At 45.3% G+C, this 17,805-nt stretch carries 19 protein-coding genes; 11 read left to right on the top strand and 8 right to left on the bottom strand.

The genetic code is table 11. The features are described 5' to 3' along the window. The first annotated feature begins 32 nt into the window (after positions 1–32). Genes hypB through hypE form a run of 4 tightly spaced genes read left to right on the top strand, consistent with a single transcriptional unit; the run spans position 33 to position 3,473 of the window. The gene (hypB, locus tag PSF42_RS05715) at positions 33–1,073 is read left to right on the top strand and encodes a hydrogenase nickel incorporation protein HypB (protein ID WP_272679612.1); all 1,041 of its coding nucleotides are present in this window, start codon (positions 33–35) and stop codon (positions 1,071–1,073) included. Then, complete coding sequence (gene hybG, locus PSF42_RS05710; RefSeq protein ID WP_125890717.1) at positions 1,064–1,360, top strand: hydrogenase maturation factor HybG; 297 nt, start codon at positions 1,064–1,066, stop codon at positions 1,358–1,360. The genes hypB and hybG overlap by 10 nt, the downstream gene beginning before the upstream one ends. Further along, positions 1,344–2,456, top strand: coding sequence for a hydrogenase formation protein HypD (hypD, locus tag PSF42_RS05705; RefSeq protein ID WP_272679611.1), 1,113 nt, complete (start codon positions 1,344–1,346; stop codon positions 2,454–2,456). Before hybG ends, hypD begins: the two co-directional genes overlap by 17 nt. After that, a complete protein-coding gene (gene hypE, locus PSF42_RS05700) occupies positions 2,457–3,473 on the top strand; it encodes a hydrogenase expression/formation protein HypE (protein WP_125890374.1) in 1,017 nt (338 codons plus the stop codon). A gap of 44 nt (positions 3,474–3,517) precedes the next feature. Here hypE and ureG read toward each other — a convergent pair whose 3' ends face one another. The 7 genes from ureG to PSF42_RS05665 are packed head-to-tail and all read right to left on the bottom strand — an operon-like array spanning position 3,518 to position 8,534. Beyond that, positions 3,518–4,135 carry an urease accessory protein UreG gene (gene ureG, locus PSF42_RS05695; protein ID WP_125890373.1) on the bottom strand — a complete coding sequence of 206 codons (618 nt, stop codon included), beginning with the start codon at positions 4,133–4,135 and terminating at the stop codon, positions 3,518–3,520. A 9-nt stretch (positions 4,136–4,144) separates the two neighbouring features. Further along, complete coding sequence (locus PSF42_RS05690) at positions 4,145–4,810, bottom strand: urease accessory protein UreF (protein ID WP_272679610.1); 666 nt, start codon at positions 4,808–4,810, stop codon at positions 4,145–4,147. Positions 4,811–4,831: 21 nt separating this feature from the next. Further along, positions 4,832–5,314 carry an urease accessory protein UreE gene (ureE, locus tag PSF42_RS05685; protein ID WP_248466994.1) on the bottom strand — a complete coding sequence of 161 codons (483 nt, stop codon included), beginning with the start codon at positions 5,312–5,314 and terminating at the stop codon, positions 4,832–4,834. A gap of 22 nt (positions 5,315–5,336) precedes the next feature. After that, the gene (gene ureC, locus PSF42_RS05680; RefSeq protein ID WP_102137871.1) at positions 5,337–7,040 is read right to left on the bottom strand and encodes an urease subunit alpha; all 1,704 of its coding nucleotides are present in this window, start codon (positions 7,038–7,040) and stop codon (positions 5,337–5,339) included. Between the two features lie 2 nt (positions 7,041–7,042). Continuing rightward, positions 7,043–7,366 (bottom strand): urease subunit beta, encoded by a 324-nt coding sequence (locus PSF42_RS05675; protein WP_125890370.1) that lies wholly within the window; start codon positions 7,364–7,366, stop codon positions 7,043–7,045. Positions 7,367–7,374: 8 nt separating this feature from the next. Continuing rightward, positions 7,375–7,677 carry an urease subunit gamma gene (locus PSF42_RS05670; RefSeq protein ID WP_004908484.1) on the bottom strand — a complete coding sequence of 101 codons (303 nt, stop codon included), beginning with the start codon at positions 7,675–7,677 and terminating at the stop codon, positions 7,375–7,377. Between the two features lie 20 nt (positions 7,678–7,697). Then, complete coding sequence (locus tag PSF42_RS05665; protein ID WP_272679609.1) at positions 7,698–8,534, bottom strand: urease accessory protein UreD; 837 nt, start codon at positions 8,532–8,534, stop codon at positions 7,698–7,700. 414 nt (positions 8,535–8,948) lie between these two features. On the opposite strand from PSF42_RS05665, the gene PSF42_RS05660 reads away from it, so the two are divergent. From PSF42_RS05660 to PSF42_RS05630, 7 genes are all read left to right on the top strand, one after another. Further along, a complete protein-coding gene (locus PSF42_RS05660) occupies positions 8,949–9,839 on the top strand; it encodes an AraC family transcriptional regulator (protein WP_125890368.1) in 891 nt (296 codons plus the stop codon). A gap of 249 nt (positions 9,840–10,088) precedes the next feature. After that, a complete protein-coding gene (locus tag PSF42_RS05655; RefSeq protein ID WP_272679649.1) occupies positions 10,089–11,633 on the top strand; it encodes an ABC transporter substrate-binding protein in 1,545 nt (514 codons plus the stop codon). Further along, the gene (locus PSF42_RS05650) at positions 11,633–12,601 is read left to right on the top strand and encodes an ABC transporter permease (protein WP_125890366.1); all 969 of its coding nucleotides are present in this window, start codon (positions 11,633–11,635) and stop codon (positions 12,599–12,601) included. Before PSF42_RS05655 ends, PSF42_RS05650 begins: the two co-directional genes overlap by 1 nt. Then, positions 12,598–13,410 (top strand): ABC transporter permease, encoded by an 813-nt coding sequence (locus PSF42_RS05645; protein ID WP_125890365.1) that lies wholly within the window; start codon positions 12,598–12,600, stop codon positions 13,408–13,410. Before PSF42_RS05650 ends, PSF42_RS05645 begins: the two co-directional genes overlap by 4 nt. Then, complete coding sequence (locus PSF42_RS05640; RefSeq protein ID WP_125890364.1) at positions 13,404–14,180, top strand: ATP-binding cassette domain-containing protein; 777 nt, start codon at positions 13,404–13,406, stop codon at positions 14,178–14,180. The genes PSF42_RS05645 and PSF42_RS05640 overlap by 7 nt, the downstream gene beginning before the upstream one ends. A gap of 14 nt (positions 14,181–14,194) precedes the next feature. Further along, complete coding sequence (locus PSF42_RS05635) at positions 14,195–14,794, top strand: ATP-binding cassette domain-containing protein (RefSeq protein ID WP_272679648.1); 600 nt, start codon at positions 14,195–14,197, stop codon at positions 14,792–14,794. A gap of 195 nt (positions 14,795–14,989) precedes the next feature. Further along, complete coding sequence (locus PSF42_RS05630) at positions 14,990–17,047, top strand: TonB-dependent receptor family protein (protein WP_125890362.1); 2,058 nt, start codon at positions 14,990–14,992, stop codon at positions 17,045–17,047. Positions 17,048–17,086: 39 nt separating this feature from the next. Here PSF42_RS05630 and PSF42_RS05625 read toward each other — a convergent pair whose 3' ends face one another. Beyond that, entirely contained in the window at positions 17,087–17,803 is a 717-nt protein-coding gene (locus tag PSF42_RS05625; protein ID WP_125890361.1) for a Crp/Fnr family transcriptional regulator, read from the bottom strand. Positions 17,804–17,805 lie beyond the last annotated feature (2 nt).

Raw genomic sequence — 17,805 nt, 5'->3', positions numbered from 1 at the left:
ATTTAACAATTTAGCTGTTGGGAGTGAAACTTATGTGCAGTACTTGTGGATGTGCATCGGGAGAGCGCAAAATCGAGGGTGATGACCATCACGACCATGCTCACGACCACCATCACGGTCACGATCATCATCACGACCATGACCATCATCACGGCCATGATCACGACCATCATCATGATCATGAACCTCATGGGCAAACCGTGATTATTCATCACCATTACTATCATCAAGGTGATGTCCACAACCATTATCACCAATATGAGCCCGCACCTGCTGAAAGCAAGTCTAAAAAGCATAAACACAAACATAAGCACAAACATATTTACCAAACCGCTGAGGCAAGTTTTAAACCGGCTGGAGAGCACCATGACCTTGATTATGGCCACGGTGAAGCAGGTACCCATGCACCAGGGATCAGCCAAAAACGCATGCTACAAATTGAGATGGATGTGTTAGATAAAAATAACCATCTGGCAGAGCATAACCGTAACGATTTTAACCAGAAGAATATTTTAGCGCTAAATCTCGTTTCTAGCCCGGGTTCGGGAAAAACCACCTTATTAACGGAAACGCTGTTAAGGCTGCGTGACAAAATCAATTGCGCAGTGATTGAAGGTGACCAACAAACCACCAATGATGCACAGCGGATCCGCGAAACGGGTGTGCCTGCGATTCAAGTGAATACAGGAAAAGGCTGTCACCTAGATGCACAAATGGTGCACGATGCAACAGCACGTTTAGAGTTAGCAGATAACAGCTTGTTATTTATTGAAAATGTGGGGAATCTTGTGTGCCCTGCTAGCTTTGATTTGGGCGAGCGCCATAAAGTGGCGGTGCTGTCGGTCACGGAAGGGGAAGATAAACCCCTCAAATACCCGCATATGTTTGCGGCAGCAGATATCATGTTGCTGAATAAAATTGATTTATTGCCTTATCTACATTTTGATGTTGATGCTTGTATCGCCAATGCCAAACAGGTGAATCCCAATATCCAAGTTATCCAAGTGTCTGCGACATGCGGTGAAGGGATGGATGCTTGGCTGGCATGGTTGGAGACACAGCTATGTGCTTAGGTATTCCGGGCAAAATAGTTGCCGTTGGTGAAGACATTCACCAACTCGCTCAAGTGGATGTTTGTGGTGTAAAACGCGATGTGAATATTGGCTTAATTTGTGAGGGGGAAACCGCTGATTTATTAGGGCAATGGGTATTGGTACACGTCGGGTTTGCCATGAGCATCATCAATGAAGAAGAAGCGCAATCCACCTTGGATGCGTTGACCGCGATGAGTCAGCTAGACCACGAAGTTAGCGATTTTAGTGGTTTAAATGCAGGAGCAACAGATGCAGTACGTCGATGAATTTCGCGACCCTGTTCTTGCAAAAGCGCTATTAGCGCGTATTCATCAACGGGTGAATGAAATACCCCAAGCGAAACGGCGCCCATTACAACTCATGGAAGTCTGTGGTGGCCACACTCACGCGATTTTTAAATTTGGTATTGACCAGCTATTACCCGCCGAAATTGAATTTGTTCATGGGCCCGGTTGCCCTGTTTGCGTATTACCAATGGGACGCATTGATGGCTGTATCGAAATTGCACAGCGTCCAGAGGTTATCTTTTGTACTTATGGCGATGCAATGCGTGTGCCGGGGGAAAAGGGCTCTTTACTCGACGCCAAACGCAATGGGGCGGATGTGCGTATTGTCTATTCCCCCCTTGATGCTCTTTCGTTAGCGGAACAGAACCCTGAAAGACAAGTGGTTTTCTTTGGTTTAGGCTTTGAAACCACCATGCCAAGCACGGCAATTACGTTGCAGCAAGCGAAACGCCGCCAGTTAAATAATTTCACGGTGTTTTGCCAACACATTACCATTATCCCAACGTTAAAAAGCTTACTAGAACAGCCGGATGTCCGCATTGACGGCTTTTTAGCACCGGGACACGTGAGTATGGTGATCGGGGCGCATCCCTACCAATTTATTACCGAAGACTTTCATAAACCCTTGGTGGTCACAGGGTTCGAACCCCTAGATATCTTGCAGTCATTAGCCATGTTAGTTGACCAAATCGCCGATGGCCGTTGTGAGGTAGAAAACCAATATAAACGTGTTGTGGCCGATAACGGTAACGTATTGGCACTGAAGGCGTTAGAGGAAGTTTTTGAACTTAAACAAACCAGTGAATGGCGCGGGCTGGGGGAAATAGCAGGTTCAGGGGTTCAATTAACTGAAGATTATCAGTTTTTTGATGCAGAGAGACGTTTTCAGGTACAACCCCATAAAGTGGCTGATGACCCGCAAGCACGTTGTGGAGAGGTGTTAACCGGGCGCTGTAAACCTAACGAATGTACGTTGTTTGGGCGCCGTTGTACGCCACAAACCGCTTTTGGTGCACTAATGGTTTCTTCTGAAGGCGCCTGTGCAGCTTATTACCAATATCGTCGGGAGGTATAAATGAGTGATCATGTGGTGACGATGGCACATGGTAGTGGTGGGCAGGCCATGCAGCAATTGATTGAACAGTTGTTCTTGCAAGCATTTGCTAACCCAGCGTTGAATGAGCGGGAAGACCAAGCTCGGCTAGCACTGGCTGAAATGACCGCATTGGGCGACCGCTTAGCATTCAGTACCGACAGTTATGTCATCGACCCAATTTTTTTCCCGGGCGGTAATATTGGCAAACTGGCGGTATGCGGCACAGTGAATGACGTCGCAGTCAGTGGCGCGATACCTAAGTATCTTTCTTGTGGCTTTATTTTGGAAGAAGGTTTTCCACTTTCTGAACTGACTTCAATTGTGGAATCGATGGCTGCAACAGCAGCCGCGGCAGGTGTGGCCATTGTGACTGGCGATACCAAAGTGGTACAGCGCGGTGCGGCAGACAAAATCTTTATCAATACCGCGGGTATTGGCGTGATCCCGCCCCATATTCAGTGGGGGGCTCAGCACATTCAAGCGGGGGATAAAGTGATTGTTAGCGGTACGTTGGGTGACCACGGCGCGACTATCTTAAACCTGCGTGAACAACTCGGATTAGAAGCAGAGCTTTGCAGTGATTGTGCGGTATTAACACCTTTAATCGCTCCGTTACGTGAAATTGATGGCGTTCGTGCTTTACGTGATGCGACCCGAGGGGGCGTGACGGCTATTTTACATGAGTTTGCGCAGGCAAGTGGCTGCGGGATAGCGATAAATGAGGGGGATTTACCTGTCTCTTCAGCAGTTAGGGGCGTGTGCGAACTATTAGGTTTAGAGCCGTTAAACTTTGCCAATGAAGGCAAATTAGTGATTGTGGTGAAACCTGAAGCGGAAAATGCGGTGCTTGCTGCACTACACCAGCACCCATTAGGGAAAGATGCGACTACGATTGGTTGTGTCACCGAACAGAAACAAGTCAGATTAGTTGGGATCTTCGGGACATCAAGGTTATTAGATTTACCTCACAGCGAGCCTTTGCCACGTATTTGTTAATTGAAAATGCCCTATAGATAAAACCTATAGGGCGCTCAAATTTATTAACGCCTTAACATGCCTTTATCGATAATAAACTCGATAATGGTTTCTAAGCCGACTTGTTTCTTCAAGTTAGTGAAAACATAGGGTTTGACTGGGCGCATTCTTGCGGTATCGGCTTCCATCACTTCTAATGAAGCCCCGACATAGGGTGCAAGGTCAATTTTGTTAATCACCAGTAAATCGGAATGGGTAATACCCGGGCCGCCTTTACGTGGAATTTTTTCCCCTTCAGCGACATCAATTACATAAATGGTTAAGTCAGCCAGTTCTGGGCTAAATGTCGCACTGAGATTATCGCCACCGCTTTCCACGAATACGATATCGAGGTTTTTATGGCGCATGGCGAGCTCTTCAACTGCCGCTAAGTTCATTGATGCATCTTCACGAATAGCCGTGTGAGGGCAGCCGCCAGTTTCAACACCAATAATGCGGTCTGCATCTAATGCTTCGGCACGGGTTAAAATTTTGGCATCTTCTTGGGTGTAAATATCATTGGTGACAACAGCAATTTGGTAAGTATCGCGCATCGCTTTACATAACACTTCTAATAATGCCGTTTTTCCTGAGCCGACCGGCCCACCGACACCAATTCTTAAGGGTTGATTATATTCTTGCATAGCATTTTCTCATGAACGAAAAAGTCGTGTGTATTGGGTTTCATGCCGACTACTGGCAATAATTTGTGCAGGTGTAAAACTGCCAATATCTTCTAAAGGCCATGTGGCCGATTGCGAGACAATGGTAGGAATGCGCTCGGTTAGGGTGAACAAAATATGTTGCCCCGCACTTTGGCCGAGTGGAATGAGTTTAACACCCGACATCACGGTGTTTTCCAGCCAGCCCCATGCATAGGCGTTACAGAGTTTGTCGATATCAATATTCCAATTGACTGCGGCAAGGGCAAACGCCATAAGCTGCGTTTGTTTAACGCAGGTCAATGTGGTTGTATCAAGCTCAATACCCAGTTGAGGCAGCAAGCGGGCAAAAGCAATACCACGTTGGCGCTCCTCTAACCGCAGTTCCTTGGTTTCACGGCTGGCAATGATAAATTCACACCAATAGGCAACTTTTTCCATATCGGCACTTAATAAGTGGGCGTGAATTTGCCGTAAAACAGGGAGTTCCAATGTCGCAATCGCATGGGTCATTTGCGCTGTTAACCAGCTTGCTAGCGTTTCAGGCGTGGTTACCCAGCCTTTTTCAATGGCCCACTCTAAGCCTTGGGAATAGGTAAATGACCCAACAGGCAAAGACGGGCTGACTAATTGATATAAACGCAAATCCGCTAACATGGATAAACTTCCCAAATATAATTAATGGTGATGATGGTCATCGTGATCGTGATGATGGTGGTGATGCCCACCGGATGAACCACCATAAGCCCCCGGTTCTGGTTGGTATTTTTCCAAACCCACACTGACGATCGCGCCAAGCCCTCGTGCCATATCATCTAAGACATGGTCATGGAAGTAACGACACCAGCCGGCTTCGATTTGCAGTGGAACGTGACGGTTACCTAAGTGATAACAAACACGCGCTAACAGCAGTGGGTCATCGCTATAAACGGTTGATACTTGCTCTTTTGCCGCTTCGATGGTGACTAACTCACCCTCTTCAGTGGCTAAAATATCGCCTTCTTTAAGCACGGTACCACGTGGCAGAAACAACCCTGCTTCTTGACCGTCGCTTAAGGTGACTTTTAAGCGGCTCTTTGTGCGCTCATCCATAGTTAAACACAAGGATAACTCGGTGTGCGATGCTTGGTGGCTATCTATAATTTTAATGAATTTTTTCATGTTCTGGCTCTTTCGTCGGGGGTCAGAATAAAAAGTAACGCTGTGCCATTGGCAGCTCAATCGCAGGTTCACAAACTAATGGAATACCATCGGCTTTTACGATGTAAGTCTGCGGATCCAGCTCAATATGTGGCACATAACTATTGTGGATCATGGATGCCTTACTAATATTTCGGCAGCCTTCCACACGACCAATTTTGCTCTGTAAACCGAGTTTTTCAGGCACGCCGGCATCAATACCCGCTTTCGACATAAAAATCATCGACGTTTGGTATTTGGCTTTACCTAATGTGCCAAACATTGGGCGGTAGTGCACAGGTTGAGGCGTTGGGATAGCCGCGTTGATATCTCCCATAGGGGCATAAGCGACCATGCCGCCTTTCATGATCAAGGCAGGCTTAATGCCAAAAAAGGCGGGATCCCACAAGACGATATCCGCGAGTTTTCCTTTTCCAATTGACCCAACCTCATGGGCAATACCGTGGGCGATAGCGGGGTTAATGGTGTATTTCGCCACGTAACGTTTGATGCGGTTATTGTCGTTTTCTGGTGTATCGCCTTCTAAAGTTCCGCGCTGTAATTTCATTTTATGAGCGCATTGCCAAGTACGAGTAATCACTTCACCAACACGCCCCATGGCTTGTGAGTCCGAAGACATGACTGAAATGGCGCCCATATCATGCAAAATATCTTCAGCGGCGATGGTTTCACGGCGAATACGGGACTCAGCAAAAGCCACATCTTCAGGAATAGATGGGTCTAAGTGGTGGCAAACCATCAACATATCCAAATGCTCATCAACGGTATTAATGGTGTATGGCATGGTTGGGTTAGTTGACGCAGGCAGAATATTGGGCTCGCCCACCGATTTGATCACATCAGGGGCATGGCCGCCACCAGCACCTTCCGTATGGAATACGTGAATGACACGCCCCGCGATAGCTTTTACAGTTTCTTCATAAAAGCCACCTTCGTTTAATGTATCGGAGTGGATAGCGACTTGGACATCCATTTCATCAGCCACATTCAAGCAGTTATGGATGGCCATCGGGGTCGCACCCCAGTCTTCGTGGATTTTCAATCCGATAGCTCCCGCTTCAATTTGTTCGCGGATAGCCTCGGGTTTACTCACGCAGCCTTTGCCAAACAAACCGACATTAATCGGCAGCTCGTCCACGGCTTGTAACATGCGGTACATATTCCAAATCCCCGGCGTGACGGTCGTGGCATTGGTGCCTGCGACAGGGCCGGTTCCGCCACCAATAAAGGTGGTGACGCCAGACACTAAGCCTTCTTCAGCTTGTTGTGGGCAAATAAAGTGAATATGGGTATCAACACCACCCGCGGTGATAATTTTACCTTCGCCTGCAACCACTTCAGTACCGGGGCCAATCACGATATCAACATTCGGTTGCACATCAGGGTTGCCGGCTTTACCAATCCCCGCAATGCGGCCATTTTTAATGCCAATATCGGCTTTAACAATGCCCCAATGGTCGAGAATAATGGCGTTGGTGATTATCACATCAACGCATTGGTCGCTGGTTACTTGGCTTTGTCCCATACCGTCACGAATGACCTTACCGCCACCAAATTTGACCTCTTCACCATAAGTCGTAAAATCTTTTTCAATTTCTAAAAATAATTCTGTGTCTGCTAAGCGTAGGCGGTCACCCGTTGTTGGGCCAAACATATCCGCATAGGCTTGCCGTGAGATGGTTTTCATGATTATTTCTCACTCTCTAATTTTCCCATGATCTTGCCATGGAAACCGTAAATTTCTCTTTTACCGCTAAATGCGACTAACTCAACAGTGCGACTCTGTCCGGGCTCAAAACGAACAGCCATTCCCGCTGGGATGTTTAAACGAAACCCAAGCGTGCCTTCACGTGCAAATTTTAGCGCTTCGTTTGCTTCGTAAAAATGGTAGTGAGAGCCAATTTGTATCGGGCGGTCGCCTGTATTTGCAACGAGGATTATTTGGGTTTCTCGACCTGCATTGAGTTCGATGTCACCTAAATCTTGATTGACTTTAATTTCACCGGGGATCATGTTGCCACCTATACAATTGGGTCGTGGATAGAAACCAACTTTGTGCCATCAGGAAATGTACATTCCACTTGGATGTCTTTGATCATTTCTGGCACCCCCTCCATGACCTGCTCTGCTGTTAACACGGTTCGACCTTCGCTCATTAACTGGGCAACCGTTTTACCATCACGGGCGCCTTCCATAATCGCACAACTGATTAGCGCGACGGCCTCAGGGTAATTGAGCTTTAATCCACGCGCTAAGCGTCTTTCTGCGACGAGACCTGCCGTAAAAAGTAATAATTTGTCTTTTTCTCTTGGGGTTAATTCCATTTTTTGCTCCTAAAAAACGTTTACGTAGCCCAAATACGCGGTGGCTCAGGACAATAACCTAACCAGTATTGTCTTGTTGCCTGCCAAATATGGGCAAAACAGGCCATTATTGGCTCGGTTTGAGAGCCTAATAGCCGCAAAACTAAAATACCGTCCACATCAGTTAGCCCATACTCAAGCGGCCTAACATCGGTAGAGAAAAAACAGGCTAAGCTATCTTGAAGTTCAGCTTTCAATTCATCGCTGGCGGGGTAGATATATAAAGAGCCGAACATGGGAAACTCACGCATGACGGCCGATTGTTTTTGAGAACCGTCGATAAAGATAGATTCTGCCAAGGTGAGCTTGTCATCAATATAAAACTGCAATCGGCCCCGAATATTGCCGTTGTCGAATTGTTCGTTTAATACAGGGCGGCCTAAACACTGGATTTCCCAGCCGATAAATTTTGATGAACTGGTGATCCGCACATGGGTCTCTATGTGAACTTGCGCCTCAGGGAAAAAAATGTTTTCTTGAGGCAACCATTCTAAGAACCCATTAGGTGCCACCGTTAAGGTTTGTACTTGCCGCGCAACACCGCCCGCACTGCGATAAAATTTTGTTGCTCCAGGCGTGGTCAATAACGCATGGGCATGTGGTTGAACATCAATATTGATAAGAAGTTTATCCCCCCCGACAACGCCACCGGGTGGATGAAGTAAATACGTGTGTGCAATGCCTTGCTCGGGGTAGAATGACCGCTGAACCATTAAAGGGCCGATATGTTGTTTATCCGTTAAGCGGGTGACGCCATGTTTTAGTTCATATCGTAAAAAGATTTCAGCTAACCAGCCTGATCCTGAAAAATCAGACATACTTTCTCCTGCAACTTAGTCAACTAAAAATACGCGAACATGTTTAGCTATACCCCTAACAAAAATTGGGTACTTATGATGTAAAAGCTAATGCAAGTAGGGTAGGGTGTGAGTGAATACCAAAATCATTATTATTATGCAGCGTTATCGGCTGCATGTGTCTGCCGCGCGATTCTACACCTTATATCGAAAATTGCCTTTCAATTAAACAGCATTTTATTTAGAAAATATAACAACCATCAAAATAACAGTAAAAAATGAGCGTATATCTATATTGCGATTTCAGCGTAACAGGACTATATTCTCAGCCGCACTGATATGGGGTTGAGATGTTTTACGACGTGACTTTATATCGATTCAACAATCCCTTTTCTTGGGAAGTCATTCTGACATTAACGGCAGTTTATAGAGATTATGGAATATAAATTCTTTCTTTCGGAAAGCCAAATGGTGTTAAAAGCGTTTTATATTGAAAATGCGATGATAGCCATGCTGACGGGCGCGAAAGGAAATGTTGTGATCAACGGTCAATCCATTGAAATTGAAAGCGATGTCACCTTAATTATTCCTAAATATAGTCAAGTTTCTTGCAATATTGTGTGTAATACCGTGAAGCAGCCGCTTGAATTGCACACATTGTCGATGTCGGCAGATGAATTACAACCGGTATTTTTATTACTGAAGACCTTAATGAAGTCGGGTGCACCTCTGACTAGCCACCAACCCATTTACCATGTGTCTCCCCCAGAAACCGTGAGAGATAACTTTAGTTTATTAAAACAATGCTTACCATTAAAAAAACAGAGTGAGTCCCAAGAAGCATTGCTAATGAGACAGAGCCTATATTTTATTTTAATGGCGATATATCAAGATGGTATTGATATTCTAAATCTTTTTCGCTTCAATTATGATGAGCCGAAAAATCAAGCGATTACCCATTTGATCACTCAAGAACCGCAAAAAAAATGGCACTTAGAGGATGTCGCGAAAGCGTTATTTACCACGCCATCCACTTTACGCCGTCATTTGAGCCGCGAAGGGGTGTCTTTTCGCCAATTACTACTCGATGTGCGAATGGGAATGGCGCTGAATTTTTTAACCTTTTCAAATTATTCTGTTTTTCAAATTAGTCACCGTTGCGGTTTTGGAAGCAATGCTTATTTTTGTGATGTCTTTAAGCGAAAATATAATATGACGCCTTCTCAATTTCGGTTGCAATCAAGGCAGTCGAACGACCCGAATTTTATTACCAATTTGTCCTTGCACTCTAACCCGATTGAATTTGACAAAGAAATTGATGGGTAATTGTTAAGGCAGGTCAAACAGGGGCTCAATTTTTACCGTTTCTTGATTAAATTCGAGGTTCTCTTGATATAGCGCCTAGCAATCAGGACGTTAAATTTAATATAACTCATATTTGCTACCTTACACATAGTGAATATCTCACCGATAGCGGCATCAATGACAATAACGACATTGATGATTTGAAATAAAAAATAAAACCTGTCTATAGAGGGATGTATGATTAAAAATATCGTTGCAGCCGTGTGCCTGATGGGGCTTACACTGCAAGCACAAGCGGTAGAACCCGTTCAGTCACAAACCTTACGTTTAGCCATTGGCTCAGAGCCCACTGAAGGTTTTGATCCAATGCTTGGGTGGAGCCACGGTAGTTATTTACTGTTGCATAGCCCATTACTGAAACAAAAAGCGGATCTTTCATGGCATAGCTATATGCTTGAAAGCTATGAACATAATGCCGATGGTAAACAATGGACGCTCAAACTGAAAAAAGGCTTAAAGTTTTCCGATGGCTCACCATTAACCGCTAAAGATGTGGTTTTTACCTATAACAATGCCGCAGCCAGTGGCGGCAAGGTGGACATGGGCAACTTTACCAAAGCAGAGGAAATCGACCCTCTCACCGTAAAAATCACGTTATCTTCCCCACAAAGTACTTTTGTGAATGTATTAGGCTCGTTAGGAATTGTTTGTGCCGATAAATATGATGCGAAAACCTACGCACATAACCCGATTGGTGCAGGCCCTTACCGTTTAGTCGCATTCCAACCGGGGCAGCAACTGATTGTTGAGCAAAATCCATATTATGCAGGGCCAAAAAATGATTTTGGTAAAATGGTCTTTGTTTTCCTTGATGAAGATGCGGCCTTTGCTGCGGCACAAAGCAATCAACTGGAAATCGTCCGTATTCCCGCTGCGGTAGCAGCGAATGCTAATAATGTGAAAAACATGAAATTGGTTGAGCGCTATAGTGTGGAAAATCGCGGTATCTCTTTCCCAATTCCACCTGCGGGTGAGAAAGATGCTCAAGGTAACCCTATTGGTAACGACATCACTTCAGATGTTGCTGTCCGCAAAGCCATTAACTATGCACTTGACCGTAAACTATTGGCGGGATCCGTGTTGGAGGGCTTTGCAGTGCCGGCTTATACCGGTGTTGCAGGGCTGCCATGGAATAACCCAGACTCCGCTTTTAAAGATGGCGATCTCGAGAAAGCGAAATCCATTTTAGAAGAGGCAGGGTGGAAGCTAAACAAAGATGGCTTAAGGGAAAAAGACGGTAAAGTGGCTAAGCTAACCTTATGGTATGCCAGTGGTGATACCACACGTCGAGACCTTGCTCAGGCAATCCGTTCAAGTTTAAAACCCATTGGTATCGAAATGGATTTAAAATCGGGGAGCTGGGAAACCGTTGAACTCAATATGCATGCGAATCCAACACTGTTTGGTTGGGGAAGCTTAGATCCGATGGAGATTGTCCATAATTACAGCAGCAAGGCTGCGGGTGTTGGCTTTTACAACCCGGGTTATTATAAAAATGCTGAAGTCGATCAATTGATTGAAAAAGCGTTAGCGCAAGCTGACCAAGACGCAGCGATCCCGTTATGGCAACAAGTGGATTGGAACGGTAACACGGGGGTGGGTATTAAAGGTGATGCCCCATGGGCTTGGTTGATGAACCTGCAACATATTTATTTACTGAATAATTGTGTTGATTTAGGCACCAGTGCCCCTGAAATTCACGGCTCTTGGTCAGTGTTAAATAATGTCGATGAATGGGCGTGGACCTGTCAGTAATGCGAACCGCACTTGGGCTTTTATTGCGATTTATTTGTTTATTAACCGTAACGGCAGCAGGAATTTTTATCCTGCTGAGTTACTCGCCTATCGACCCAATAAAAGCCTATATCGGCAATGACTTACTGCACGTACCCCCTGAGCAATATGCGCTCATTGCTGCTCGATGGGGGCTTGATCAGCCACTGTGGGTTCAGTTCTGGCGCTGGTTTTCACAAGTCTTACAGGGGGATTTGGGCTATTCCATGCTCTATAACACCCCAGTAATTCAAGTGATTGCTGACCGCCTTGTGCCTTCTTTAGCCCTACTTATTAGCTCTTGGCTGTTCTCTGGCGTTGTTGGTTTTGCGTTGGGTTTGGTCGCGGGGCGTTATTTAAACCGCTGGCCAGACAAACTTATTTCAACGTTATGCTATTTACTTGCTTCAATTCCTGTTTTTTGGGTGGGTTTACTGTTGTTGTCTCTGTTTGCGGTGACATTACAGTGGGCGCCGATATGCTGTGCTTGGCCGATAGGCTTGGATGAGCAAACGGCAACATTTTCACAAAAACTTCATCATCTGGTTTTACCTGTCATTGCGTTGGGTATGTTAGGCGTCGGCAATATCGCATTGCATACACGTGCCAAAGTGGTTGAGGTGATGAGCAGTGAATTTATTCATTATGCACAAGCTCAAGGAGATAAAGGCTGGTCGATGATAGGCTTTCATGTCCTAAAGCATGCCATCACCCCCGCAATTTGTTTGCAGTTTGCTTCTATTGGTGAATTATTGAGTGGGGCATTATTAGCAGAAAAAGTATTTGCCTATCCAGGCTTAGGTCAGGCGACGATTGATGCAGGGTTACGTGGAGATATTCCCTTGTTGATGGGGATCGTGATGTTATGTGCTGCGCTAATATTTTTTAGCAATACGATAGCCGACAGCTTGCTAAAAAAAGTGAATAAGGGAGTGATGAGGTCGTCATGACATATAACCCGAATCGTGCTTTGCTTAAGTTAGCTTTCTCATTGCTTTTATTGGTCATCGTCAGTATCTATGCGTTTGGTCTCTCCCTCAATGATATTGAAATGAATTTACTCGATAGGCGATTGCCACCGTCGTGGGCACATCTATTTGGGACAGATAATTTAGGGCGTGATTTATTTGCCAGAACTTTTCAAGGTGTGGCAACCAGCTTGCAAATCGGCCTTATGGCGGCCATTACCAGTGGTTTTATTGCGCTTGTTATGGCCGGATTATCTTCAATAAGCAAAGCCATGGACTATATGGTACGTGGTATTATTGATGCCATGTTGGCATTACCCCATCTTTTATTGCTGGTATTGATTTGTTTCACGTTGGGAGGCGGAAAAATGGGGGTTATTTGGGCGGTTGCACTAACGCATTGGCCAAAACTCGCCTTAATTTTACGTTCGGAGTTACAACGAGTTAGCCAGTCAGATTACATTATGTTATCTCAACGTATTGGTAACAGTGCATTTTATCGCTGGCGCTATCACTATTTACCCATGATTTTGCCGCAATGGATGGTCGGGACGTTATTAATGTTTCCCCACGCAGTATTACACAGCGCAGCATTAAGTTTTTTAGGTTTTGGTTTATCGCCCCATGAGCCCTCACTGGGCATTTTATTGTCTGATGCATTGCGTTATCTCAGCACAGGAGCGTGGTGGCTGGTGGTCTTCCCTGGCGTTGCTTTAGTTGGGTTAGTGTTATTATTTGACCAATTCGCCAAAGCCTTACAACAGTTATGGTTGAAGGGGGCCGTATGTTGAGTCTTGATAATCTCACCGTGGATGTCGCGCAATTTCGTTGGTTAGGGCGTAAACGTTGGTCGCCGTTACTGCAAGGGATTTCATTGGATATTCAGCCCGGTGAGATGGTTGCATTGGTAGGTGGGAGCGGAGAAGGTAAGAGCTTGTTATTACAGAGTGTTTTGGGGTTACTTCCCCATAATATGCGCTGTCGTGGCGGTATTCACCTTAATGGTAAAAAGCTGACTGAACAAAACAAAGCTCAGCATCGTGGAAACGCATTATGTTATATCCCTCAAGGGGTTAATGCGCTTAATCCGTTAATTCGTATCGGCCCACAATTAGAACGTGCCGCTGTGTTAAGTGGGCAGCATATTAAAATGCACGATGTCGCACGGCATTTACAGCAATATAATCTGCAAGGCTCATTGGTAGATAGCTACCCAAACCAGTTATCCGGTGGAATGGCTAAACGGGTACTCGCCAGTAGTGCGACACTCTCGCGCGCGCAATATATTTTAGCGGATGAAATTTCATCATGGCTGGATGATGACCATGCCATGCAGCTACTCGAAAACATTAAATCGCTCTGCCACGATGGCCGAGGTGTTTTATGGGTCACCCATGATTTGTCCATGGCCGTGCGTTTTGCTGACCGCATCGCTTTGTTACGTAACGGCGAACTGGAAGACGTGTTAAGTAGCCAAAAACTGCAACAAGGCGGTGGTGGTAAATGGCTGCAATCGCTGTGGAATGCATTACCTGAACACCAATTTATGGCAAGTAAATGAGTATCACTGAACCTATTTTCCAAGTAAATAATTTATGCATTGAACAAGGTGGCCGACGGCTGTGGGATGGCTTTAGCATGTCACTGACTAGCGGTGAACGCCTTGGGATCTCTGCCCCCAGTGGTTTTGGTAAAACTACGTTAGGCCGAGTACTCGCTCAGTGGCAACATGCAACCCAAGGAACCATTTTGTTTGAAGGGAAACCGTTACCTCAGCAGGGTTATTGTCCTGTTCAATTAGTCCCTCAGCACCCTGAAAAAAGTTTTAATCCATACCGTACCGTAGGGGCGAGCTTATCTGATGCATGGCAACCGGATGCAGATTGGCTGGATCAGTTTTCAATTAAACCTACTTGGTTAGAAAGGCGACCTAGTGAGTTATCCGGTGGTGAACTCGCCCGAATTGCGTTACTGCGAGCCCTTGACCCGCGAACAAAAATTTTAATTGCCGATGAGGTCACCGCACAATTAGACGCTAATTTGCAAAAAGAGATTTGGCAGTTGTTAGTGAAATTATCCGAAGAGCGACCACTAACAATGGTTATTTTTAGCCATAACAAAGCGTTATTAGAAAAAGTGTGTAGTCGTATTTGGACTGCGAATACACTACTATGAAATAAAATGGGTTATTAATCCTTTGATACCCACAGTAAATTAAAGTGCCACTTGGCTAATTACATGTGTGATTAGCCTGAAAACGAAGTTCACTCTAGGCATTTTTGACAAATGTCATAGGGATATCAATTCCCATCCTCTATTTTAAACCCCTCAAATGAAAATGATAACCATTACTATTATTGGGGTGAATATATGTCTTATCGTTTAAAACGGCACCAATTGGCGCATTGTATTGCACTCACTTTAGGCATCGGATCTTTGGCGACACCAATTGGGTTCGCTGCACCAGCAGTAACAGCAGATAAACTGATCGTCACGTCTTCAACAGGGCAAAGCCGCTTGGTACCGAGTGAACAGCAAGAAAAAGATAAACTCGAAAAAGTGGCAGGCGGAACAAATTTAGTGGTTATCGAAAAAGAGACTCGCCTTGCGACTTTACAAGATGCTCTTGATTACCAGCCAGGGTTGGTTATCCAAAATTTCTTTGGGGGAATTGACCAGCCACGTTTGAATATTCGTGGCTCAGGCGTGCAAAGTGCACCGCTTGCCCGTGGTGTGTTGCTGCTCCAAGATGGTTTACCTGCAACGGATGCAGATGGCAGTTTTCATATCAGTACCTTAGAAATGCGTGATGCGCGGATGGTGAGTGTGCGCCGTGGTGCAAATAGCCTAAACCCACAAAGCAACAGCCTCGGTGGTGAGCTCGATGTGCTTTCTTACACAGGCAGAAATGAACAAGGCCGCCTACGCTATGAGTATGGCTCCCATGGGCGTGAAGGGTTACAAACTGCTTTCGGCGGTGTTTCTGACGATGGGGTATTTGATGGCCGTGTTAATTTCACTTATGACCATTTTGATGGTTATCGCAAGCACTCCGCTTCCCAACGTAAAACGTTACGCAGCAACTTTGGCTATGTGACCGATAACTTTGAAAACCGAACTTGGTTGAGCTGGACAGACTTTCGCTTTGACGTTGCGGGGCCAGTTTCTGAAGAGGTACTAAATAATAACCCAACGGATGTGTACCCGATGGTATGGTTGCGTGACCCACACCGTAATGTTGAGCAATTGCGAGTGGCTAACCGCTCTGACTGGCAAGTGGATAACCAAGCGATTGGCGCAGGAGTTTGGCACATTCGTACCCATGATAATTTTACCACCCCCGCATACTACCGCTTTAGTCGCAGCCACAGTGAAGGACTGCAATTTACCTACAATATTGAGACTGAACCCGTTACTTACCGCACGGCACTTGCTTGGGATCAGATGACCCTACAAACCGAATTAATGCAAAATCGTAAAGGGACACCCGCAGACAAAACAAAAATAGGCAAATATGATGGCCGAGCTGAAAACCTCTACGGCAGTGTTGGGGTGGATTTACATATTACGCCAACCGTGACAGTTAATTTAGATGTCAAAGGCACGCATGCACGCCGTGATGTGGAAAAACGGCAAAGCCATTTGTCGTTAGACCAAAGTTGGACATTTTGGACACCAAAAGCGGGTGTTATTTGGCGCCCAACAGAAAGTCAGCGCTACTTTGCCAATATCAGTGCGAGTGAAGAACCAGCGACATTTTGGGAAATTATTAACTCCAGTAATGGAAAATTGACGAAACTTTCACCACAAAAAGCCATCACTTATGAAATTGGAGGGGAAGGGGATGTCACGGATGGGTTGAAATGGAACTTAGCGCTGTATCGTAGCCAAATTAAAGATGAGTATATCACCACTTATGACAGTGCGGGGACTGTTGTGGGCGTGTTTAATTATGCCGCGAAAACGCGCCATCAAGGCTTAGAAGCAGGGCTTGCGGGACGCGTTGGCGCAGGGCCGGGAGATATTAATTACCGAGTTTCTTGGACTTATAACGATTTTCGCTTTATGGGCGGAGAATATAATGGCAACTATATCGCGGGTATTCCACGCAATATTGTCGCTGCCGAGGTGTTATATGAAATTGGGGACTGGAGTGTTGGACCGAATATTCATTGGGCGCCAACCGATATGGCAGTTGACCACCAAAACAACCTTGATATTCAAAAGCGTAAACATTATGCCGTACTGGGACTTAAAGGCAGTTATAAGCCAACAGAACAGTGGTCTGTGTATTTGTCGATGGATAATTTAACGGATGAACGTTATGCGACAACATCGGTTGCTAACCAAACTGTCACCGCAAAAGACAGTACCTTATTCCCCGGTATGGGGTTTAATGTGAATGGTGGCGTAACCTATAATTTCTAATAATAAATAAACGCATTAATCTTGGTTAATGCGTTATGCCTAAAATGGACGCTGTGCAGAAATAGATAATTGCGTTAAGTAGTTTTCATTATGGATATGCACAGTGTCTTTTTCGATATCAATAAACCCTTTTTGCCGCCAGCCAGAAACCAACCGGCTGAGTGTTTCGTAACGTATGCCTAATTTAGCCGCGAGCTGGCCTCGTGATAAAGGCAAAATAATATTTGAAGTCAATTGCTTGTGTTTTAAATCAAGGATATAAGCGGCTAATCGTTGTTCAGCAGAGCTTGAGGTTAGCCAATCGATATGGTTAATGTTTTCATACAGTTTGCTACTAAAACGCATGAGTAATTTTTCCATAATCTGTGGGCAAGCATGGCATAGTCGTAAAATATCGCGTTTATCGAGTAGCAAGGCTTCACCGTCGGTTTTCGCTCGTAAACTCATCGGATAGCGATTGTGCGGCATAAAAACCGCGGCGATGGCAACGATTTCCCCTGTGCAAAATAAACCGAAAATTTTTTCCTCGCCCAGATAAGTGTGGCGGTACACCTCGATTTGCCCGCTTATCATTAGGGGGCAATGTTTGAATGGCTCCCCTTCATGATTCAGAACTTCACCGCTTTTAAAGCGAATATGGCCACAATTTTCCAGCAGCAATGCCAGTTTTTCATCTTCCACCCCATTAAATAGCAAGCACGATTTTAGGGCATTGAGCGATTGTGTATGGGGGAAAACGTTTTTGACAAATGTCATAG

It is taken from the genome of Providencia sp. PROV032 (genome assembly GCF_028484875.1).
Taxonomy (GTDB): domain Bacteria; phylum Pseudomonadota; class Gammaproteobacteria; order Enterobacterales; family Enterobacteriaceae; genus Providencia; species Providencia rettgeri_E.
The sequence above is the reverse complement of the archived record's forward strand: the minus strand, read 5'-3'. Positions and strand labels throughout refer to the sequence as shown.